The following is a 21,063-nucleotide window of genomic DNA, read 5'->3' as shown; positions in this document are numbered from 1 at the left end:
CCCGGGACGCGTACCGACCTTGTTCCTGACGACCGGTGGGAGCGGGTGGCCGCGCTGTTGCCGCCGTCGACCAGGGCCGCACTTGTCCGCGCGACACCGTCGCCGGCCGCCTGCCCGCGGGCGGACGCTCCCGCCGCCGGGCGAGGAGACCGTGGCACGCCGGCCGGATCAGACCCTGCGAGCGTCGGCGTGGAAGCGGAGCCACAGGTGACCGCGGGGCCCGGCCGCGGGGTACGAGGGCTCAGCCGTCGTTTCTGGTGTTCGCGCTCGGCAGGAACCTCTGGCGAGCCCAGAGGCTCAGCAGCGCCGTTCCGCCGACCAGCAGCGGTACCGGGTCTCGGGCAAGCGGAGCCAGCACGTATCCCAGCGCCGTGGCCGTGCAGACCGTCAGGGGAACGAACGCCGCCGCGCCCTCCATCCCCCACCGCAGTGCGGGCCGAGCGGTGCTCAGGGCGCTCGCCCCGCCGGGCACCCAAGGGCCGACGGCGACCACCAGCAGTCCCGCGGTGGCGCAGGCGTCGACCAGCTGACAGGACATCAGCTCCGGACAGTGCGGGCCGGCCGCCCACAGTCGCAGGGTGTCGCCGACCAGCATGAGGGACAACCCGGCGATCCCGACCCACAAGGTGGCCCTCTGGTCGCTCCGTACGAGACGGCGCAGGGCGAACAGAAAACTGAGGAACACGACTTCGGCGGTCCACAGGACACCGACCATCCCCGTCCCCGGCCGCCAGCCGTCACCGGCCCCCCGCAGCAGTACCCACCCCGTCGTGAACACGGCCCCGGCGGTGACCACGCCGTCGAGCACGCGTCGCAGCAACACGTGCCGTCCTGTACCGGCGTCGGCCGCGACCACCAGACCGGCCATCCCCAGGCCGACCATCAGCGTCACTCCGGTGATCACCACCGGATCCAGCAACGATCGCGCGTCCCGTCCCGAAGCCGGAGGCCGAGCCGACAACACGGTGACCGCTCCCCGGTACACGGCTGCGGCCACCGCGGAACCCCCCAACAGCAGCAGACGCGTCCGCACCCGTCCGCTCGTTCCCCTCGCGCGGAGCATCAGGGAGGCCGCCAACCCCCAGCATCCGGCGGACGGCCCGAAAACCGCCGTCCACGCCGTCCCGCCACCGGCGGCCCACGAGCCGCCGAGCGTCAGCACCGCTCCCACGAGACACGCCACGCCGACCGCGCCCCAGGTCTGACGGCAGCGGCCCGCCCGGGGCCCGAGCACGCTCGGCGCCTTCCCCAACCCCGACATCAGGCGCGCCTTTCCACCGGTCTCCCGCCCGCAGGGCCTCCTCCGCAGCCCTCGGATCCTTTCGGCAACCGTAAGGACCTGGCACCGGCCCCGGGAACGGAAGCGTCGGTTCATTCACTCGTACTGCGTAAGGGGGGAGCGATCGACAGCCGCCTTCGCGCGGTCGACGGCCCCACCGGGCCGCCGACCGGCGTTCGCCTCATGGGGGTGTGCGGCGCCTGACGGTGGAGTGCGGCGGGGTCGGCACTGATGCACTCAGCCCTACGCGGCCAGTGTCTCGTCCTCCCGGGAGACACTCACACAGCTCGCCCCGTACTGCTCGAGCAGTGCATCCGCCGCGAGCAGGGCCTGCTCGGCGGTGCGGGCTCCGGTCATCACGCACAGCGTGTACGTGGAGTCCTCCAGAGCCCGGCTGGTGCGGCCGGTGGGGCGCACGTCGTGTTCGATGCGCGCCTGGGCGAACCGGGCCAGCACAGCGCGCAGGTCCTTCTCCGCCGGAAGGATCATGGTGATACCTCTCCCCTCAAAGCCCGTCCACACAGCCGCCGGCCGCACCACGAGGAACTGGCTGTGTCCATGGCACCCCACACCAGGCTCACCTCCGGGCAACGTCCGGCAGCCCTGCGACTGCCCGGCATCGAGAGGTCCATGCCCGTACTCACCGAAGCTTCTGCAGATCGTCGAACGGTCCACGGAAGCGGTCCGGGGCTTCGGATCGCGTGGGACAGGTGGCAGGGATGAGCCGACCACCCGATGAGGGACAGCGCCGTGCGCATCGCCGAAGCAGGCGAGGTGCGCCTCACGGCACGGTGACTTCGTCCTCCTGGTCTGCCGGACGGACCGGTGATCGCGCCCGCCTTGCCGAGGCAGCGCGAGCGCTCATGCGCACTTGCGTGCGCCCTTACCCGCGCTCGTACGGTGCCGAGCCATGTCAGCATCTGCGGAAGAGGTACTCGACCGGCTCAGCACAAAGGTCCCCGTCCGTGTCAACTCGACCGCCGCTCTGGTCACGGACACGGACAAGGCGGCCGCGGCCATCGATCGGCAGCGCGCACGGAAGCAGGACGAGAAAGAACCGAGTCCCCGTAAGCCTGAACTCGGACCGTTACGAGGCGCCGACCGACAGGATCTCGTCTCCACCCCCTGGGACCTGCTGGGCGTCTTCGCGCGAGCCACCGCGCTGGCCCGTCAGGGACGCGGCAGAGGACTGGCCGAACACTGGCAAGGACTGAAGTACTGCCAGGCCATGGCCACCGGTCCCAGCGGCCACATGGCCCTCACCGACGAGGGCCAGAGCCCGGAACTCTCCTACAGGGCCATGCAGGCACGAGAATTGGGCCGAGCCTTCGGACTCGCCATCGCCGAACGCACCGTCCGGAACCGCTTCCCGGACCACATGGTCTCCACACTGGACGCGGAGGCCGTACTCCTGGCGGGCTTCGCGCGCTCAGGCCCGCGACCGTCTCTGGGCGCCCGGCCACGACCCGACTTCTTCATCGAAGCCTGGCGCCCGGGCGAGCCGTCGCGCGTCTTCGTGGTGACGGTCAACGGCAACCATCAGAAGGCCACCAGGCGCACCGCCAAGGCCGACCGCTCAGCGTTCAAGCAGCTGGCCAGGGGCAGCGAGCGCGCCGAGCACTTCCACCTCGCCGAGTGGGACACCACGCCGTGCCTCTTGGTGTCCACCGAACTGCTCGCGCCGGACGGCATCACCGTCAACGCTCTGCAGGCACCGGGCAAGGGACTGCTGTCCGCGAGGCCGGCCACAGGGCGAGGGAGTGCGGACGCAGTGCTGTCGGAACGGAACCTCGTGTACGCCGGCGCGGTGAAGGTACCTGCCGACGGCCACGGAGAACGAGTCCAGGACGGGTTCCTCATCCCCCGCAAGGAGCTCGGCTGGTACGGCCGGCTGCTCGCGCGCACCGGAGCCGCAGGCCAGCTGGCCTTCGCCGGAGCCGGCACCGAAATCGCCCGGTACCTGACCGACAAGCAGGGCCACAAGCACTACAAGCAGCAGACGTTCGCCGGTTCGTCCAGCGTCAGAGACGCGCGGCACACGATAGGCCCGACGGTCTACGTCGGAACCGATCAAGTGTTCCGGCTCAACCGGATCCGCGTCGAGGCGTTCTCAGGGATGGCCGAGGAACTGTACGACCTGCTGGTCAAGGGACAGGTGGAGGCGTACCGGAACCGGACGTACGGGCTACGCGACACCTACCCGACCAGCACCACGGCCCCACTGTGGGGTCCCGTTTCCTTCGGCGACGACGGCACCGTGATGGCCCTGCGGCTGCTGCCGGCGCAGGACGATCAGGAGAGCTCTTGAGGGAAGGATGCCCCCATGGGGCACCCTTGGACCACTTGACCTGTTCCGAGGCCGCTGGAACCGCCGGACGAGCAGTTCCGATGCGGCTCAGTGGCCGTAGGCGATATGTGACCTGGTGACGGGTGCACCGATGGTGCGGTTGTGCCAGGTCACACAGGTCATCGCCAGGATGTGCCGGGCCCCCCGGACGCCGTCCCCTTCGATTGCGGGAACTGCGTCTGCGAGGGACGGTCGGTGGTCGTCCCACGGGCGCTGCCCAGATCGCGGTCCGCGATGCGCCGCATGTGCTTGGTGAAGATCGCCTCCGCGTCGGGGTTCATGCGCATCAGGGCGACCATGCCGGTGACGATGACGTCACAGACCTCGGATTCGACGTCCTGCCAGGTGTGGGAATGTCCTTTACGGGGGTTCTGCCCGGCCGCGCCGATGGCGGCCTCGGCGACTTCGCCGGCCTCCTCCTGGATCTTGAGGAGTTGGTAGAGGACGCGCTGTTCGCGGGGGAGCGTGGAGTGGTCGTCGAGGCGGCCGGCGAGGTCGGCGATCATCTGCCAGGTGTCAGTCATGTGGGTCTCGATTCCGTGGGTGGGTCAGCGGTCCTTGGCCAGGGCGACGAGGTCGGCGAACTGGCCGCCCGCACCGACCAGGTCCTCGTACGTGCCCTGCTCGACGACGCGGCCTTTGTCCATGACGAGGATGCGGTCGGCGAGCCGGGTGTTCTCCAACTGGTGCGTGACGACGATCGTCACGCACCGGGGTGCGAGACGCTTGATCTGCGTGAAGATCGCGTGCTCGCCGCGGGCGTCCATCTGTGAGGTGGGCTCGTCCAGGATCATGAGCGGCGTCTGCCGGTACAGCGCGCGGCCGCACACGAGCCGCTGCCACTGGCCGCCCGACAGTTCGGCGCCGCCGAACAGCTCCCGGGCCAGCAGGGTGTCGAGCCGGCGGGGCAGTTTCTCGATCTCCTCGCGCATGCCGACGGCGTCGATGGCGTCCCAAACCGGCTCGTCGTCCTGGGTGCGCGGCTGGCCCAGAGTGATGTTCTCGCGGGCCCGCAACGGCCAGCACGCGAAGTTCTGGGGGACCAGCGAGGTGCGGCTCCACACGGAGTCGGGGTCTGCGTCGGCGAGATCGATGCCGTCCCACAGGACGCGCCCTTTGTCGGCGAGCACGATCCCGGTGATGAGCCTGGTCAGGGTGGACTTGCCGGAACCGTTCGCGCCGACGACGGCCAGGATCTCGCCGCGGCGCAGAGTCAAGGAGACACCCGCGACGGCCGGGTCCTCCTTGCCGGGGTAGTGGTAGACGGCTTCCTCGACACGGATCTCGTCGACCCGCTCCGGGATCGTCAGCTCACCCCGCTTCGGGGCGCGTTCGCGTGCGAGGTCGAGGAATGCCTGCATGTCGGCGAGGTAGAGCGAGGTGTGGAACAGGGCAGCGCCGTTGATGACGACTTGGGAGAGCGCGGCGAGCGCGGTCTGGACGGCGACCACCGCGGTAGCCGCGACGGGCAGCGCGATACGGCCGGTGACGGCGAGGCCGGCGAGGGTCGCCCAGGTGCACATCAGGAAGAAGCCGCCCAGGGCGCTGGTGGACAACTGGATGCGCAGCATCTGCGGCGCCGCTGCCAGGGTGCGCCAGTCGATGCGGTCGGACAGGGCTTGGTACCAGTAGATCTGGTAGCCGGTCATGCCGTTGGCGCGGATCTCGTCGCCGAAGCGGGAGTGGGTGGCCCAGCTGCGCATCATGGCCCGTACGTTGCGGTCGCCGAGGTTGAGAAAGTGCGTGCGGTAGTCGACGCGGGCCGACAGCACGGCTCCGACGCCGGCGGGCAGCACGGCCAGGAGAAGCACCGGCAGCATCAGCGGGTGCAGCGCGGTGACGACCCCGCCGGCGGCGATCATGCGGATCAGGGCGGACATGAACCGCTGCGCGTCCTGCACCATCAGGCGGGTGCGGGTGACGCCGATCTCGGCCGCCTCCTGCTGGTCGGCGAAACCGTCCCTCCCGTGGGCGGACGACTCCACACGCAGGACGGCGGAGACGAGCGCGACGTCGGCTTCGGTGGTCAGCAGGGGCGTGATGCGTCCGTCCGCGTACGAGGACAGGAGGCTGCAGACCCGGCCGGCGCCCGCGGCCAGGGTCACCATGATCAAGGCGGGGACCGCTGCGTGCAGCCGTTCGGAGACGGTGCCGCTGCCGAGGACATGTGTCATGGCGCGGGCGGTGGAGGCCAGGACGACAGCGGCGGCGACGCCGATGATTACCTGGCACACCAGGAGGAGAACGGAGCCTGCCCTGTCGACGGCCCACGCCTTGCGCGCGGTGTGGGCCAGTACGGAGGGCAAGCGTCGGCACATCGCCCCGAAGCCGGCTCCTTCCAGTGGGTTCTTGCCGAACTTGCTCTCGAAGCTGATGGTGGCCGGCGGTGGCGGGGGAGGTGTGTCGGGGGTTTTCGTTGAGGCGGCAGTCACAGTCACCTGGTCCCTCCGTGGGCTCGGTGCCGTACCTGGACGGCTCGGCAGTGCACGGCTCAACGACGCCGACCGGGATTCGAACGCGCTCGATTTCGGACGGCGTGGATCCCTTGCGCCGCACGGTCCGTACGGCCCTGGGCCCGCTGCATCGCTCCTGGGCGGCGGCCCACCATGGCCGAATCGCCGACGTTCGAAACTCTTGTGACGCATGAGGTTTCGAGCGGCCGACCGCCCGAAGGCGGTGGGATGCCAGGTATGGCCGGAACCGCCCGGCGTCCGACAGGGCACCGAAGCCAGCGCTTTCGGGGCCTTCGGCTACCGGCTGGGCATGACGATGGCCGAGTGGGCCTGCCGCTCGCTGATGGGTCTCGGTGGGACATGGCACATCGAGAACAGCCGGCCCTGAGCGCCCTGGAAGCCTCCGCCTTCTCCCGGCTCCGCCCCGCCCCGCCACGGCGGGTCCGTTCTCGACCGGTACATGGGCTATCTCTGCAGCAGCGCGCCGCACGTCACGAGTCGGTGGACCGAAAGCCGACGGTCACAGCGTCGGCGCCGATGAGAACGACGCTCCTGCGTCCGGTGGACTACTGCGTCGTCCGGTCGATCAGGCGGGCGAGTTCGGTGACGTACGGCGGCTCGAACAGGGTGAGGTGGTCTCCTTCCAGGACGTGGTGGGTCAGCCGGGCGGGGGCACAGACACAGGACCAGGAGCGGATCGCGGTACGCCGGAAGTCCGCATCCTGTTCGTCGGCCTGGACGAGTGCGACCGGGCCGGCGTACCGCGGCGGGCGGTAGGCCCGGGCGGCCCGCAGATGGGCGCGGTTGGCGCGCCGCCGCAGGTCCAGCCGGAGCGACTCGGCGGCGCTCATGTCCTCCTCCGCCACGGGACCGGGCTTCTCCCGCTCGTCGTCCTCGTCGAACTCCGGGAGTTGTGCGGAGAGGTAGCTCTCGACGAGGAAGACCATCTCCGTGCGCTCACCCTGCAGTTCGAACAGCCGGGCCATTTCGAAGGCCACCAGCCCGCCCATGGACCAGCCCAGTAGCAGATACGGGCCGGTCGGCGCCACCGCGCGTACGGCCGCCAGATAGCGGGCGGCCAGCGCCTCGACGCTCTGGTCCTCGTGGTCGGCACCGTCCGCCGATGCCTGGAGGGCGTACAACGGGCCGCGCAGCTCGGGGCAGGCGGCGAGATGGCGGAAGCCGGTGGCCTCGCCGCCTGCCGGGTGGACGCAGAACAGCGGGGTGCCCTCACCCCGGGATCGCAGTGCCACGATGTCGTCCGGAAGGGTGTGCGGGACGGTATCGCGTGCCTTGAGCAGCCGGGCCAGGTACTTAGGCGTGGCCGCCCTTCCGGGCCGCCCCACCTCGTGGTCCGGCCCCGCCTCCGGTTCTGAGAAGAGCACGCGGACCGGGAGCTCGGCGTGGAGTTCCCCATTGAGCCGTGCGATCAGCCGTACGGCCAGCAGGGAGTGGCCGCCGAGCGTGAAGAAGTCGTCGTCCGCGCAGACGGGGGCGACACCGAGCAGTTCCTCGAAGATCCGGGCCACGGCGGCCTCCACCGGGTCGGCCGGCGGTGTGCCGGCCCCGTCCGCCGACGAGACCGGGGACCCGGTGGGGCCGGCCTGGACGAGGGATCGCACCGCGGCCTGGTCCACCTTGCCGTTCGATGTGAGAGGTATCGCCTCGGTCCTGGCATACGCGGTCGGCACCAGTGGGGCCGGCAGCCGCTCGGCCAGGTGAGTGCGCAGGGCCTGCGTCGTCGTGGTGTGGACGTCGTCGGCGACGACGCAGGCGGCCAGGTGGTCGCCGCGTTCCTCGTCCGCGACCAGGACGACTGCGGCGTCCCGCACCCCGGGGTGCCGCAGCAGCACGGCCCGGATCTCCTCGGGCTCCGTCCGTACCCCGTTGACCTTGATCTGGTCGTCCACTCGCCCCAGGTACCGGATCAGGCCGTCCGGGCCGACGCAGGCGAGGTCGCCCGAGCGGTAGAGACGGCGTCCGGGTTCCGGTGAGAAGGGATGCGGTACGAACCGTTCGGCGGTGGCGGCCGGGGCGCCCAGATATCCGCGGGCGAGGCTCGTGCCGCCTATGTAGATCTCACCCGGCACACCCACCGGCACGGGGGTGAGGTCCTCGGCCAGGACGAGGACCTCGGCGTGGTCCATGGGCCGGCCGATGGGGACGGGGCCGGGGCCGTCGTGGGCGCCCACCTCGTGCACGCACACTCCGACGGCGGTCTCGGTCGGCCCGTACTCGTTGAAGATCCTCGTCCCCGGGGCGTGTGCCGTCCAGGTGTCGACCGTACTCCTGTCGAGGGCCTCACCGCCGAGGACGAGGGAGCCAGTGGTACCGGTGAAGTCTCTTGGTTCCACCGACTGGTTGACCACCTTGAGGTGCGACGGGGTCAGCTTGAGCAGGTCCAGGCCGGTCCGGGCGGCCAAGTCCGCGGAAAGGGCGAGGGCGTCCCGCCAGGCGGGGTCGAGGAGGACGGGACGACCGGTGACCAGCGGCAGAAACAGACTCGTCACGGTGAGGTCGAAGCCGATCGAGGAGTGCGCCATCGCTCCGCCCTCGCCGCCCCGTCCGTACGCGCCGTCGCCCTGGCTGCCGTCCTCGCCGCCGTCGCGAACGGCACCCGGAGCAAGGTACGTTCGGGCGCTCCACAACAGGTAATCGCACACAGCCCGGTGGGGCAGCATCACTCCCTTGGGTGTCCCGGAGGAGCCGGAGGTGAACATGATGTACGCGAGGTGGTCCGGGCCCGCCTCGCACGGCCGTCCGGGTTCGGCCTCCGCGTTCGTACCCGCGGGTGGCAGGTCGCGCAGGTCGACGCACGCGACTCCCTCGGCCGCCACCGCCTCGTCCGGACGGTCGGTGAGCAGCGTGCGGCATCCGGCCCGCTCCAGCAGTTCCCGGGTCCGCAGGGGCGGAAGGAGTGGATCGAGCGGCACATACGTCCCTCCGGCCTTGAGCACGGCCAGCAGGGCCACGACCAGCGCCGCCGAGGGGGCCGCCCGCACCGCCACCGGGGTTTCGACGCCGACGCCCCGGGCGCGCAGCACGCCGCTCCACCGGTCTGCCCGCGTGTCGAGTTCCCGGAAGGTCAGCCGATCGGTTCCGGCCACGACGGCGAGGGCATCCGGGGAACGTCGGGCCTGCTCCTCGACGAGGCCGTGCAGACACCGGCCGTCCGCCGGCTTCGGGAGGCGGGACCGCAGCTGGGCGGCGCCGGCCGCGGGAGGCAGGCGCGCCTCGCGCACGGGGACGGCGGGCGCGGCCAGCAGTTCGGCGAGCAGTACGACGTACTGGTCGGCGAGCACCCGGACATAGGCGTCGTCGAACTGTCGGCTGTCGTAGTGCCAGGTCGTGCGGCCTTCCGTCGTTCCCAGAGCGCAGGTCAGCCGCAGGGCGTGGGACTCGGTCTCGACGTCGTCCCACGCCACGGCGAAGGTGACACCGTCGGCGCACCGCAGTGCCGGGGTGTCCACGCAGACGAAGCCGATGCCGCACCCCGCCTGATCCGCGGCACCGGAGGACCGGGCGTCCTGCTGGGCCTCCTCGGCCTCGGACAGGGCGCGTTCCGCGCGGGCTGCGAGGGCGTCGAGGACCAGACCGGGGTCGATCCGCGCGGTGATCTCCGCCCACTGGGCGAAGTGGCCGAGGACGGTGGCCGTCTCCTCGAACTCCCGGCCGCTGAGCAGCGCGTCGACGGTGATGTCGCGCTGTCGGCCGATCCTGGCCAGCAGTGTCTGCCAACAGGCGAGCAGCACGGCCCCCGGCCGCACGCGCCGCCGCCGCGCGTAGTCGTGGACGGCCGTCGTGACGGAGTCCGGCAGGGACGCGGTGACGGTACGGCGCTCCGGCCGGCCGGAGCCGGGAGGCCGACGCAGCGGCAGGGACAGCCGTGGGGCGGGGCCGCCCGGTGCCGGGTGCGGTGGTTGCTCGCCGAACTCCTGGTGCTGCCACTCGGTGAACTGGCTGTACTGCAGCACCTCGTCGGTGGGCGGTGTGCCCGCGTACCGCTCGGCCAGCTCGTCGACGAGCAGCCACAGGGTGCGGCCGTCTGCGGCAAGGGGGGTGGTGGTGAGCAGCAGCGCGTGCCGGCGGGGGCCGAGGGCGAAGAGGGCGGCCCGCAGCACCGGGTCGTCCGGCCCGCCGTGCGGCAGCTTCCGCCGGGCGCGGACCTCCTCGTCGATCCTGCGGCGGCGCGCCGTCTCGTCCAGGTGGCCCAGTTCCTCGTGCGACCAGCGTGGGCCCGGACGGTCCGCGTCGTGGACGACGAGGAGCGCGGTGCGGGCGCCCGGCACCTGCCGGTAGGCCGAGCGGAGGATCTCGTGCCGGGCCACCGTGTCGTGCAGCGCGGCCGTGAGCCGGTCCGTGTCCAGCTCGCCGTCGACGGTGACGAGCGCCTGTGCCCAGGAAGGGCCGTGTTCGGCGAGTTCCCAGAGCCGTCGCTGCCGGAACGACAGCCGGAACCCCTCCACCTGCCGCGTCCGCTCCGCCTCCGCCGTCACTGGTACCTCACCATGTCACCCATGGCGACGAGGAGTTCACGTTCGCCGCGGAAGGGATTACGGGCATGGGCGGTGAGGATGTTGTCCAGCAGCATCACATCACCGCGCTCCCAGGGGAAGGCGACCTCCAGCTCCTGGTAGACCCGCAGGATGTCGCGCATCGCCTCGTCGGGTATCTCGGTGCCGTCACCGAACCGGCAGCTGCGCGGGAGTTCCTCCGGGTCCGTGGTGGACAGCAGCGCCTCCCGTACCTCCGCTGAGAGGCAGGCGGTGTGCCAGTGCTGTGCCTGGTTGAACCAGGACCACTCGCCGGTGCGCGGATGACGGAGCACGGCCGGCCGTACGGCCGTGGTGCGCAACCGGTCGTCGTGCCACTCGTAGCGCAGTCCCTGCCGGGCGCAGCGGGCCTCGGCCTCGGCCCGGTCCCCGGTCCGCAAGACGTCGCGCCAGTCGAGGCCGAGTCCGGTGCCGTAGTTGCGGACGTACATGACCCCCTTGGCGGTGAACTCCTCGCGCACCGCCGGGTCCAGCCTTCGGTGGACGGCGCGGCTGTCGACCAGGGGTGTCTCGCCGCCGGAGTCGGCCGGGCGGGCGCAGCAGAACCAGATGCGGGTCGGGCCCTCGTCGTTGAAGGAGTTCTCGTTGTGCCAGAGCAGCTTCTCCTCGGGCGGGAAGAACACCGGCGTGTAGACGTTGCCGCCGAGTGCGGCGCGCGGGTGCTCACCGTTTTCGCCGAAGAGGTCGTCGACGAACACGGAGGCGAAGCGTTCCAGGGCATCCGGGTCGGTGACGGCGAAGCCCCGGAACAGCAGGGCGCCGTGCCGTTCCAGATCGGTGTCGAGCCGGGTGCGGTGCGAGCGGGCCCAGGCCACCAGGTCGACGTCGGGGCGGGCCGGGCGCAGCACGAGCGGTAGGTCGACGCCGTCCCGCAGCGGCTCCCGTACGACCATGTCGTCCGAGGCCACGGCGACCTTGGTGGGCTTGATCTCGCGCAGGGCCCCGGGGCCGCGCCGCCCGGCCCGGCCCGGAGCGGAACGGGTCGTGGGTGCCGTCAGGGGCAGGGGCGCTTCGGCGATCGAGGCGTCCGGCCGGACGGCCATGTCCGCGACCAGTGCGACGTACTGCTCGCGCAGTTCCTCCATGGTCGACGCGTCGAAGAGGTCAGGGTCGTAGTTGAGGAACCCGGCGATCCCGTCGTCGTCCTCCTCCAGGACGAGGGTGACGTCGAAGCGGCTGGTGTCGATGAGGTCCACCGTGAACGGACTCAGCCGCAAGCCGGCCATGGTGCCGGCGGCCCGCCGGTTGCTGTTGAGTACCAGCTTGATCTGGAACAGCGGGCTCTGGTTGCGGGTGCGGGGCGGGCTGAGAGCCTTGACGACCTCCTCGAACGGCAGGTCCTGGTGCGCGTAGGCGTCCAGTGCCACTTCCTTGGTGCGACCCAGCAGTTCGCGCCAGGTCGGGGCGCCGGTGAGGTCGGCGCGTAGCACGATCTGGTTGACGAAGAAGCCGATCAGTGGTTCGGTCCTGCTGTCGGAGCGGCCGGCGACGTCCGAGCCCACCACGAGATCGGTCTCGCCGGTCCGCCGGTTCACCACCGCGTACAGGGCGGCGAGCAGCGCCATGAACAGGGTGCTGTCCTCCTCCCGGCACAGCGCGCGCATCGCGTCCGCGGCCGGGGCCGGGATCCGGAAGCGCAGGCTCTCGCCCCTGTTTTCGGGATGCGCCGGGCGCGGCCGGTCCAAGGGCAGCCCCGGCAGGTCGAGGATGCCCCTCAAGCGTGCCGCCCAGTGATCCACCAGACGGTCGAAGTGGCCGGCCTCGGCGAGCCGGCGCTGCCAGAGCGCGTAGTCCGCGTACTGCACGGGCAGTTCGGGCAGGCGGGGCGCTCGGTGCTCGCGGCCCGCCGTGTACAGCTCGGCCAGCTCGTCCAGCAGGACGGCGGCCGACCAGCCGTCCACCGTCACATGATGGGCCGTCAGCAGCAGAACATGGTCCGCCGCGCCCAGCCGGAGCAGACCGGCCCGCAGTACCGGCCCGGTGGCCAGGTCGAAGGGCTCGGCGTACTGTTCCCCGGCCAGCCGCCGCGCCTCCGGTTCCCGTCGCTCCGGCGGGTAGGAGGTCAGGTCGGTGAGCGGGAGCGCGGGCGGCTCGGCGGGCAGTACGGTCTGGAACGGCTGCCCGTCGCGGGCGGTGATCACGGTCCTGAGCACCTCGTGCCGCCGTACGATCTCCGCCACCGCCCGGCGCAGCAGGTCGACGTCGAGTTCGCCCGTCAGTCGGACGAGGACCGGGAAGTTGTACTGGGCGGTGCCCGGGTCCATCTGGTGAAGGAACCACAGGCGTTCCTGGGCGAAGGAAGCCGGTACGGTCCCGTCCCGTTCGGCGGGAGCCAGTGCGGGCAGCACGGGCCGGTTCTTCTCGACGACCAGGCCGTCGACGAGGGCGGCCAGTGCGCCGAGCGTCGAGGCGTCGAACGGCCCGCGGATCGGCACCTCCACCTCGAACTCCTCCCGCAGCCGGAACACGAGCCGGAAGGTCAGCAGGGAGTGCCCGCCGAGGTCGAAGAAGTCGTCCTCGGCACGGATACCGTCGCGACCGAGCAGTTCGCTCCAGATGGCGGCCATCCGCCGTTGCGTGGACGTGAGTTCGATCTCCGGCCGCACTCCGTGGTCTCCGATGTCGCCCTCGTCCTCGGTCGTCATCAGCAGGTCCGTGAGCACGGCGCGGTCGACCTTGCCGTTGGCGTTGAGCGGGATCTGGTGCAGCACGACATAGCGGGCGGGGAGAAGGGGGCCGGGCAGGCGTTCGGCGAGCCGGGACTCGATCCCGGGCAGTGCGGCGAGAGCCGCGGGACGCCACAGCGGTGCGGTGGCGAGCCGGTGCGGCTCCGTGGCGGTGACGACCGGCGGAGGCGCCGTCGGCGGCGTTCCCCTGCGGTGCAGCAGCAGGTCGTAGGAGCCGTCGGGCCGTCCCTCGGCCCAGCTCGGTTCGGCTTCGTACCCATGGCGCCCGGCCAGGCTGCACAGTTCCTCCGGGTCGGCACCCGGCCGTACGGCGTCCGGAGCCGCGCCGGAGATCCGGGCCAGCAACCGCAGGTCCCCCGCCAGCCGGGCGTTGGGGATGCCGCGCAGCATGAGCCGCTCGGGGCGTTCGGTGCCGAGCAGTGCGTCCAGGCCCTCCGCGTCCAGGCCCTCCGCCTGCCAGTCCCGCTCCGGTGGTGAGCCGGCCGGCCCGACACCTGCACCGTCGTCCGGCGTGGGCTCCCCGGCGACGGTGAGGACGACGTCGTAACGGTACCGGGTCAGTTCGTTGTCGGCCGTTCCCCGCTTCGGCAGGACCCTTACCGAGCCGACCCGCGGCCACCGTACGGTCAGTCCGCCGAAGAACCGGGGGTCGAGGCAGAGTTCGTTCTCGGTCTCCACTCGCCAGGTGGTCTCGGCGCGCAGGACGGCGTCGGGCGTGCCCGGCTTCGCCCGGTGGGCGGCGACGGAGGCGTGGAAGGCATCCAGGAGGGCGAGGTTGCGCAGGTCGCCGAGGAACACCTGGCCGCCGGCGGGCAGCGCGTCGATCGCCCGCTCCAGGACTGCCAACAGGTAGTCCACGGACGGGAAGTACTGGACGACGGAGTTGAGGATCACGGTGTCGTACGTCTCGCCCGGACGGATCGCGAGATGGGCGGGGCCGGCCCGTAGCCCGATCCGCTCGGGGGCTTCGGTGGTGCCGATCGTACGCCGCAGTCGTCCGATGACCTGCTCGGACAGGTCGATGCCCTGGTAGAAGTCGCAGTCGGGGGCGACCCGGGAGAGGATCAGGCCGGTGCCGCAGCCGATCTCCAGGGCCCGGTTCGGCCTCAGCGCTCGTATGCGGTCGACCGTGGTGTCGAGCCACTCGCGCATCGCGTCGGCCTCGATCGGGTCGCCGGTGTAGCTGCTGTTCCAGCCGGCCAGGTCGAACGACGGGTCGGCGGGGCCCTCCGCACAGCCGTAGGTGTCCTCGTACAGCGTCTGCCAGCGGCTCACCCAGTCCGTCTCGGCCGCCGCGTCCGACGGGACGCCGGTGTTGGTCTCGGGGCTGACGAAGGCGACCAGCTGCCGGGACTCGGGGGTGGGGCCGTGCGTGATCACGGCGGCCTCGCGAACCGCCGGATCCCGGGCCAGCTCGGCGGCGACCTCCTGCGGCTCGACCCGGTGACCGCGTATCTTCACCTGGTCGTCGAGGCGGCCCAGGTACTCGAGGTCTCCGTCGGCCCTCCGGCGCACCCGGTCACCGGTCCGGTACAGACGTCCGCCCGGCTCGCCGCCGAAGGGGTCGGGGACGAAGCGCTCCGCCGTCAGGCCCGGGCGGTTCCAGTAGCCGTGACAGACGCCCGCCCCGCCGACGTAAAGCTCTCCGGGCACACCCGGTGGCACCGGGTTCGTCGCCTCGTCGAGCACGTACAGCCGCACGTGGTGCACGGGCCTGCCGATCGGCACCCGGCCGAAGCCACCGGCCGGGTCCGCGCTGTCGTACGCGGCGCAGGCCACGGCAGTCTCCGTGGGGCCGTACTCGTTGACGATCCGGGGCGCTCCGGCACCCGTGCGCCAGGCCGCGAGCTGCTCCTCGTGCAGTTCCTCGCCGCCGACGACCAGGGTGCGGGTCCACGCCCCGGCACGCGCGGGGGCCGTGGAGCCCTCGAGCATCTTCAGGTGCGAGGGGGTGAGCTTGACGAAGGCGAGGCCGGTGTCCGCCTCGGCCGAGGCGCGCAGGGCCTCGCCGGGTGTGCCGGAGTCATCGGCGAGCAGCAGGCGTCGGCCGGCCAGCAGCGGGGCGAAGAGGCTTGTCACGGTCAGGTCGAAGGAGAGCGAGGAGTGCACAGGGACAGCGCCGTCCGCCCCGGGCGGCAGGTACGTCTCCACCGCCCACAGCAGGTAGTTGGCGACCTGGCGGTGGGAGAGCATGGCGCCCTTGGGCCCGCCGGTCGAGCCGGAGGTGTACATCAGGTACATCAGGTCGTCGGACCCGCCGTCACCCTCCGGCGGAGCCCCGGTGGCCTCCTCGGCCACCCGGTCCGGGTCCACCACGACGGTCGGGACACCCGGGATGTCCGGGTCCCCCGGTCGTGGGTCGGTGACGAGCAGCACGGCCCCGCTGTCGTGCAGCATGTGATCGCGCCGGGCCTTCGGATAGGCCGGGTCGAGCGCCACGTACGCGGCGCCGCTCTTCAGCACGGCGAGCAGCGCGACCAGCGCCTCGGGTGTGCGGGGCAGCAGCACGGCGACCACGCGGCCTGGACCGGCGCCGAGGCCACGCAGCCGGTGGGCGAGGCCGTTGGCGCGGCGGTCGAGGTCCGAGAAGGTCAGGTCGGCGCGGCCCGGCGCCGACACGGCCACCGTGTCGGGGGCGGTGCGCGCCCGTTCGGCGAAGAGCCGGTCCACGCGCGCGTCCTCGGGGCGGTCGGCAGGTGTGCCGTGGCCCTCGCGCAGGAACCGCTCGCTCTCCACGGCCGTCAGCAGCGGCAGTTCACCGATCCGCGTGTCCGGGGCGGCGGCCACGGCGGCGAGCAGGACACCCAGCGATCGGGCGAGACGCTCACCGGTCACCGTGTCGAACAGGTCCGTGGCGTGGATGAGCCGGCCCTCCAGCCCGGCGTCGGTCTCCCAGACGTTCAGGTCGAGGTCGAAGCGGGCGGCGTCATGGTCCAGGTGGTCCAGCGGAATGAGACCGATCCCGCCCGGCAGGGTGCGGACCGGACGCGGCGGTGTGTTGTGCAGGGTGAAGTTGACCTGGTAGATCGGGTTCCGGCCGGGGCCGCGCTCCGGGTGCAGTCGCCGCGCGACCAGGTCGAGGGGCACGTCCTGGTTCTCGTACGCTTCCAGGCACGTCGTGCGGACTTCGGCGAGGAAGTCCTCGAAGGACGCCTCCGATGCGACCCGCGAGCGCAGCGGGACCGAGTTGGCGAAGAAGCCGACCAGGTCGTGGAAGCCTTGGTAGCGCCGGTTGGCAAGGGGGGTGCCGACCACCACGTCGTCGTGGCCACCGTACCGGGCGAGCACGATCTGGAACGCCGCGAGCAGCACCATGAACAGGGTGCCGCCGGTGCGCACGGAGATCTTCCGCAACTCGTCGGTCACGGGCGCGGGAACGGTGAACACCGTGGACCCGGCGCGCCCCTGGGGGCGCTCGGGCCGGGGACGGTCGGCGGGCAGTGGCATCGGGTCCGGGGCACCGGCCAGCCGGCGTTCCCAGTAGTCCAACTGGCCTGCGGCCTCGGCGCCTTCGGCCCACTCGTGCTGCCAGCGGGCGTACTCGGCGTACTGCACCGTGTGGGCGGGCGGTTCGGGTGTCTGCCCGTCCAGGCGCGCCCCGTACGCGGTGCCCAGATCGCTCAGGAGGATGCCCAGGGACCAGCCGTCGACGACCGCGTGGTGGAAGGTGAGTACCAGGACCGCGTCGTCGGCGGCGAGACGGAGCAGCCGGAACCGCATCAGCGGTCCCTCGGCAAGGTCGAACCGTTCCACGGCGTCCGCCCGTGCGAGTCGCTCGGCCTCCGCCTGCCGGTCGTGCCCGGGCAGCGCGGACAGGTCGACGACGGGCAGCGCGCGATGCCGGTGCGGCAGGACCCGCTGCACGGTGCGGCCGTCCCGGACCGGAAGGACGGTGCGCAGGACGGCATGGTGGCGCAACAGGTCGTTGAGGGCTGCTTCGAGGGCGGTGTCGTCCAGCGGTCCGGTGAGGCGGTGCACGACGGGGCTGTGGTAGGCCGGGCTGTCCGGATCCAGCCCGGCCAGGAACGCCATCCGGCGCTGGGTGAAGGACGCGGGGGCCTCCCCGTCGTCGTCCAGGGCGGGCAGCCCGGTCGGGGCGCCCTTCTCCCACAGGCGCTGTCGCAGCAGGGCTCGCTGCCCGGCGGGGAGGCGTTCGATCCTGCCCCGCAGATCCGCGTCGATCGCGTCGGCCGTCGTCGTGGTGCGCGTCATGCGGCTCCCCCCGCTCGTCCCTCGGCGCGCCGGGACTCGGCGAGCCGCTCCAGTTCGGCCACCAGGCCGTCGAGTTGTTCCGAGTCCTCGCCCGCTCGCGCACACGCTGGTACAACCGCCGCCTCGTCGGCGGCCCGCTCGACCTCGACGGCGAGGCCGGCCAGGGTCGGCACGTCGAACAGGGTGCGCAACGGCAGGGCCACCCCGAGTCGTTCGCGGACCGAGGTGCGCACCACCGAGGCCAGCAGCGAGTGCCCCCCGACGAGGAAGAAACTGTCGTGCACCCCGAAGGACCGCACGCGCAGCGCATCCGCCCAGATCTCCCACAGGGCGCGCTCCGTCGCCGTCCTCGGCGGCACGGTGTCGGCGTACGGCGGGTCGGCCGCGCCCTCGGCGATGCCGGGCAGCGCCCTTCCGTCGATCTTCCCGCTGGGCGTCGTCGGCAGCTCGTCGAGCAGGACGACATGGCCGGGCACCATGTGCGACGGCAGCCGGTCCCGCAGCCCGCCCAGCAGCTCCGGTGGGGACGGCAGGCGCCCCGGTCCGGGGACGACGTAGGCGACGAGCCGCCGGTCCCCGGCGACGTCGACCGCCCGCACGACGCATTCGCGCACGTCATCGCCGGCCAGCAGCGCCGCCTCGACCTCCCCCGGCTCGATGCGATAGCCACGGATCTTCACCTGCTGGTCGGCCCGGCCGAGGAAGTCCAGCGCCCCGTCCGGGAGCCTTCGCACCAGGTCGCCGGTGCGGTACATCAACGCCCCCGGCCCGGACGCGAACGGATCCGGCAGGAAGCGCTCCGCGGTGTGGCCCGGGCGGCCCAGATAACCCCGGGCGACCCCCAGCCCGCCTACATACAACTCGCCGGTCACCCCGATCGGCACGGGTTCCAGCTCCTGGTCCAGCACGTGCAGTGTGGTGTTGGTGAGGGCGGAGCCGATGGGCACGCTCGGGCTGTCCCCGGACAGCCGGTCCACCAGGTGGGTCGTGGAGAACGTCGCGTTCTCGCTCGGGCCGTACCCGTTGTGCAGGTGCTCGGGCGGCGCGCCGCCGCGCAGCACCGCGCGCGTGCGACGGGGATCCATCACCTCTCCGACGACGAAGAGATGGCGCAGTCCGCCGAAGGCCCTCGGGTCGATGTCGGCCACCCGGTTGAAGAGGGTGCCGGTGAGGGCGACGATCGTCGGCCGCAGCTCACGCAGCGCGGCCAGCACCTCGTCGGGCCCGAGGGGTTCGTCGCCGGGCAGCACCTCCACCCGGGCACCGTTGCACAGCGCCCCCCACACCTCGAAGGCGGTGATGTCGAAGGCCGGGTCGCCGAGGTGCAGCAGGACGTCGCCCGGACCGATGGACACGTAGTCGGTCGCAGTGATCAGCCGCACGACGGCCCGATGGGGTATCCCGACGGCCTTGGGCCGCCCGGTCGACCCGGAGGTGTGCACCACGGCGGCCAGCCCGACGGGGTGGGAGCGGGACCGCGGAAGCGGGCCGACGCGGCAATGCCTCACGTGCTCCGCGCCACCTGCCACAGGCATGCCGTGTGCCGGGCCGGCTGCCGGGGGCCCTTGCCGCTCCGGGCCGGTGGCGACGGCCGGGGCGGGTGCGGGCCCAGGTGCAGCAGGCGTGTCGGGTTCCCGATCGGCTGGTGCCGGCCCCTGCCCCTGCGGGGCGGTCGTATCGGCGCTGTCGTGTTCCGCGTCGGTGAGTCGCAGTACGGGTACGCCCAGACCGTGCAGCCAGGCAGGTGGTTCGGCACGGCTGAGGACGGCCGAGATCTCGGCGTCGTCGGCCATGAACCGCAGTCGTTCCTCGGGATGGTCGGGGTCGAGGACGAGGGGGGCGCCGCCGGCCAGGAGCACGCCGAGCATGCCCGTGACCAGGTCGGCGGAGCGCCGCATGTGCAGGGCGACGGCGGAGTCCGGGGTGACGCCGGCCGCGATCAGGGTCCGTCCGACGCGGTCGGCCCGCGCCCGCAGCCGCGCGTACGTCCAGGTCCCGGTGCGGTCGGTGAGGGCGGGGGCTTGCGGGGTGCGCTCCGCCCACCCGAGGAACAGCCCGTCCACGGTGGCCGGTTCGGGCAGGGGCCGGTCGGTGGCGTTCCAGGCGTCGACCCGGGCCCGGTCCTCGGGCGACAGCACCGGAATCTCCCCGATCCGTCGGTCGGGGGTCTCGGCAAGGGCGGTGAGCAGTGCGCGGAAGGCGATCGCCATGCGGTCGGCCGACTCCGGCAGCCACAGGTCGGATGCGAGGCGCAACTCGGCCTCGAGGTCGCCCCGCCCCTCGTCATCGTCATCGGTCACCGTGCACTGCAGGTCGTATGGGACGGTCGCGTCGTCCAGGGCGAGTGCGGACGTGGTGAGCCCCGCCGCGGTGAAGCCCGTACGCCGCGCCCCCGTCACGGCGAAAACCGCCTGGCAGAGCGGATGGCGGCTCAAGTCCCGCTCTTTGTCAAAGAGTTGAACGAGTCGCCCGAAGGGGACGTCGGCATGCCGCTCCGCCTCGTCCCGGGTGCGTGCAACGCGACGCACCGCTTCCCGTAAGGAGGGACGGCCCGTCAGATCGACCCGCAGCAGGAGCAGGTCCTCGTAAGGCCCGAACGCTGTCCTCGCGGACGCCGACGGACGACGGTCCACGGGGGTGCCGAACACCACATCGTGCCGACTCGTCCAGCGTGCCAGCAGCACGGCGAAGGCGACCGCCGGCACCGTCGACGCCGGTACGCCTTCCTCGCGGGCGAGCCGCCGCAGGGCCTCGGTGTGCCGGGCGTCGAGGAGCAGCCCCCGGCCCGTCGCCCGGTGGGTCGGTGTCCTCGGCCGGGTCCGGTCGAGCGGCAGGCCGAGCGGCGGGAGACCCGCCAGCCGCCGCTTCCAGTACGGCAGCCCCTCGTCCCAGGTTTCCCGCTCCAGGGTCGGCCGGTCCGCGTGCGGGAGCGGGAGCTGCGCCGAGCCGGCGCTCAATGCCTCGTAGCGGGCGGCCAGTTCATGCTCCAGCACAGTGAGCGAGGCCCGGTCGGCGACGATGCGGTGCGCTGTGAACAGCAGTACGTGCCGCTCTTCGCCGGTGCGCACCAGGGTGGCGCGCAGGCCGGGCCCGCGGTCGAGGGCGAAGGGCCGGGCGCTCTCCTTGGCAAGCACACCGCGCAGCTCCGCCTTGGGCACGGATCCGCCCCGGGCGTCCGTCCCCGGCGCGGATCCTCCCTCGAGTCCCTCAAGGTCCAGTCGCCGCAGCGGCACCTCGGCCGTCACACGGACGGTACGGCGCGGCCCGTCCCCGCGGTCGTCGAAGGTACTGCGGAGCAACTCGTGGCGGGAGACACAGTCCCGCAGGGCGGATGCCAGGCGATCGGCGTCCATCGGGCCCTCGACGAGGGTGGCGGCGGACACGTGGTGGACCGGCGCAGCGACGGCGATCTGCTCCAGGTACCAAAGTCTTTCCTGGCCCTGTGAGAGCGGCAGCCGGGGCGTCCCCGCCGAGCGGGCCGTCGGTCGTGTTTCCAGGTCGTCGTGCACGATGGCCTTCCCTGGTTCGCGGT

9 protein-coding genes are annotated in these 21,063 nt (G+C 72.1%); 2 read left to right on the top strand and 7 right to left on the bottom strand.

What is annotated here, in order from left to right; translation table 11 throughout:
* Positions 1-241: 241 nt before the first annotated feature.
* Entirely contained in the window at positions 242-904 is a 663-nt protein-coding gene (locus ACH4N1_RS30610; RefSeq protein WP_398102539.1) for a hypothetical protein, read from the bottom strand.
* Positions 905-1,522: 618 nt separating this feature from the next.
* Positions 1,523-1,768 (bottom strand): DUF5133 domain-containing protein, encoded by a 246-nt coding sequence (locus tag ACH4N1_RS30605; RefSeq protein WP_398102536.1) that lies wholly within the window; start codon positions 1,766-1,768, stop codon positions 1,523-1,525.
* Between the two features lie 421 nt (positions 1,769-2,189).
* Between ACH4N1_RS30605 and ACH4N1_RS30600 the strand changes: the two genes are divergently transcribed.
* Complete coding sequence (locus ACH4N1_RS30600; RefSeq protein WP_398102533.1) at positions 2,190-3,587, top strand: hypothetical protein; 1,398 nt, start codon at positions 2,190-2,192, stop codon at positions 3,585-3,587.
* 158 nt (positions 3,588-3,745) lie between these two features.
* Here the strand turns inward: ACH4N1_RS30600 and ACH4N1_RS30595 are convergent, their stop codons facing one another.
* Both ACH4N1_RS30595 and ACH4N1_RS30590 read right to left on the bottom strand, forming a co-directional pair.
* Complete coding sequence (locus ACH4N1_RS30595) at positions 3,746-4,150, bottom strand: MazG-like family protein (protein ID WP_398102530.1); 405 nt, start codon at positions 4,148-4,150, stop codon at positions 3,746-3,748.
* Between the two features lie 24 nt (positions 4,151-4,174).
* Positions 4,175-6,064, bottom strand: a complete 1,890-nt coding sequence (locus ACH4N1_RS30590) for an ATP-binding cassette domain-containing protein (RefSeq protein WP_398102527.1) — start codon at positions 6,062-6,064, stop codon at positions 4,175-4,177.
* 205 nt (positions 6,065-6,269) lie between these two features.
* On the opposite strand from ACH4N1_RS30590, the gene ACH4N1_RS30585 reads away from it, so the two are divergent.
* Positions 6,270-6,467: a hypothetical protein gene (locus tag ACH4N1_RS30585; protein WP_398102524.1), complete on the top strand. Its 198-nt coding sequence runs from the start codon at positions 6,270-6,272 to the stop codon at positions 6,465-6,467.
* A gap of 178 nt (positions 6,468-6,645) precedes the next feature.
* On the opposite strand, the gene ACH4N1_RS30580 is transcribed toward ACH4N1_RS30585, so the two are convergent.
* From ACH4N1_RS30580 to ACH4N1_RS30570, 3 genes are read right to left on the bottom strand one after another with little or no spacing between them, the layout of a single operon-like run.
* On the bottom strand, positions 6,646-10,575 hold the full coding sequence (locus ACH4N1_RS30580) for an amino acid adenylation domain-containing protein (RefSeq protein ID WP_398102521.1): 3,930 nt from the start codon (positions 10,573-10,575) through the stop codon (positions 6,646-6,648).
* Positions 10,572-17,531, bottom strand: a complete 6,960-nt coding sequence (locus ACH4N1_RS30575; protein ID WP_398102518.1) for an amino acid adenylation domain-containing protein — start codon at positions 17,529-17,531, stop codon at positions 10,572-10,574. Before ACH4N1_RS30575 ends, ACH4N1_RS30580 begins: the two co-directional genes overlap by 4 nt.
* Positions 17,528-21,040 (bottom strand): AMP-binding protein, encoded by a 3,513-nt coding sequence (locus ACH4N1_RS30570; protein ID WP_398102516.1) that lies wholly within the window; start codon positions 21,038-21,040, stop codon positions 17,528-17,530. Before ACH4N1_RS30570 ends, ACH4N1_RS30575 begins: the two co-directional genes overlap by 4 nt.
* Between the last annotated feature and the right edge of the window lie 23 nt (positions 21,041-21,063).

The organism is Streptomyces sp. NPDC017202, assembly GCF_044331705.1.
Lineage (GTDB): Bacteria > Actinomycetota > Actinomycetes > Streptomycetales > Streptomycetaceae > Streptomyces.
The sequence above is the reverse complement of the archived record's forward strand: the minus strand, read 5'-3'. Positions and strand labels throughout refer to the sequence as shown.

Coding starts and splice junctions, on each gene's coding strand:
- ACH4N1_RS30605 (WP_398102536.1), bottom strand. CDS start 1,768: ATGATCCTTCCGGCGGAGAAGGACCTGCGCGCTGTGCTGGCCCGGTTC.
- ACH4N1_RS30600 (WP_398102533.1), top strand. CDS start 2,190: ATGTCAGCATCTGCGGAAGAGGTACTCGACCGGCTCAGCACAAAGGTC.
- ACH4N1_RS30595 (WP_398102530.1), bottom strand. CDS start 4,150: ATGACTGACACCTGGCAGATGATCGCCGACCTCGCCGGCCGCCTCGAC.
- ACH4N1_RS30585 (WP_398102524.1), top strand. CDS start 6,270: ATGAGGTTTCGAGCGGCCGACCGCCCGAAGGCGGTGGGATGCCAGGTA.
- ACH4N1_RS30575 (WP_398102518.1), bottom strand. CDS start 17,531: ATGACGCGCACCACGACGACGGCCGACGCGATCGACGCGGATCTGCGG.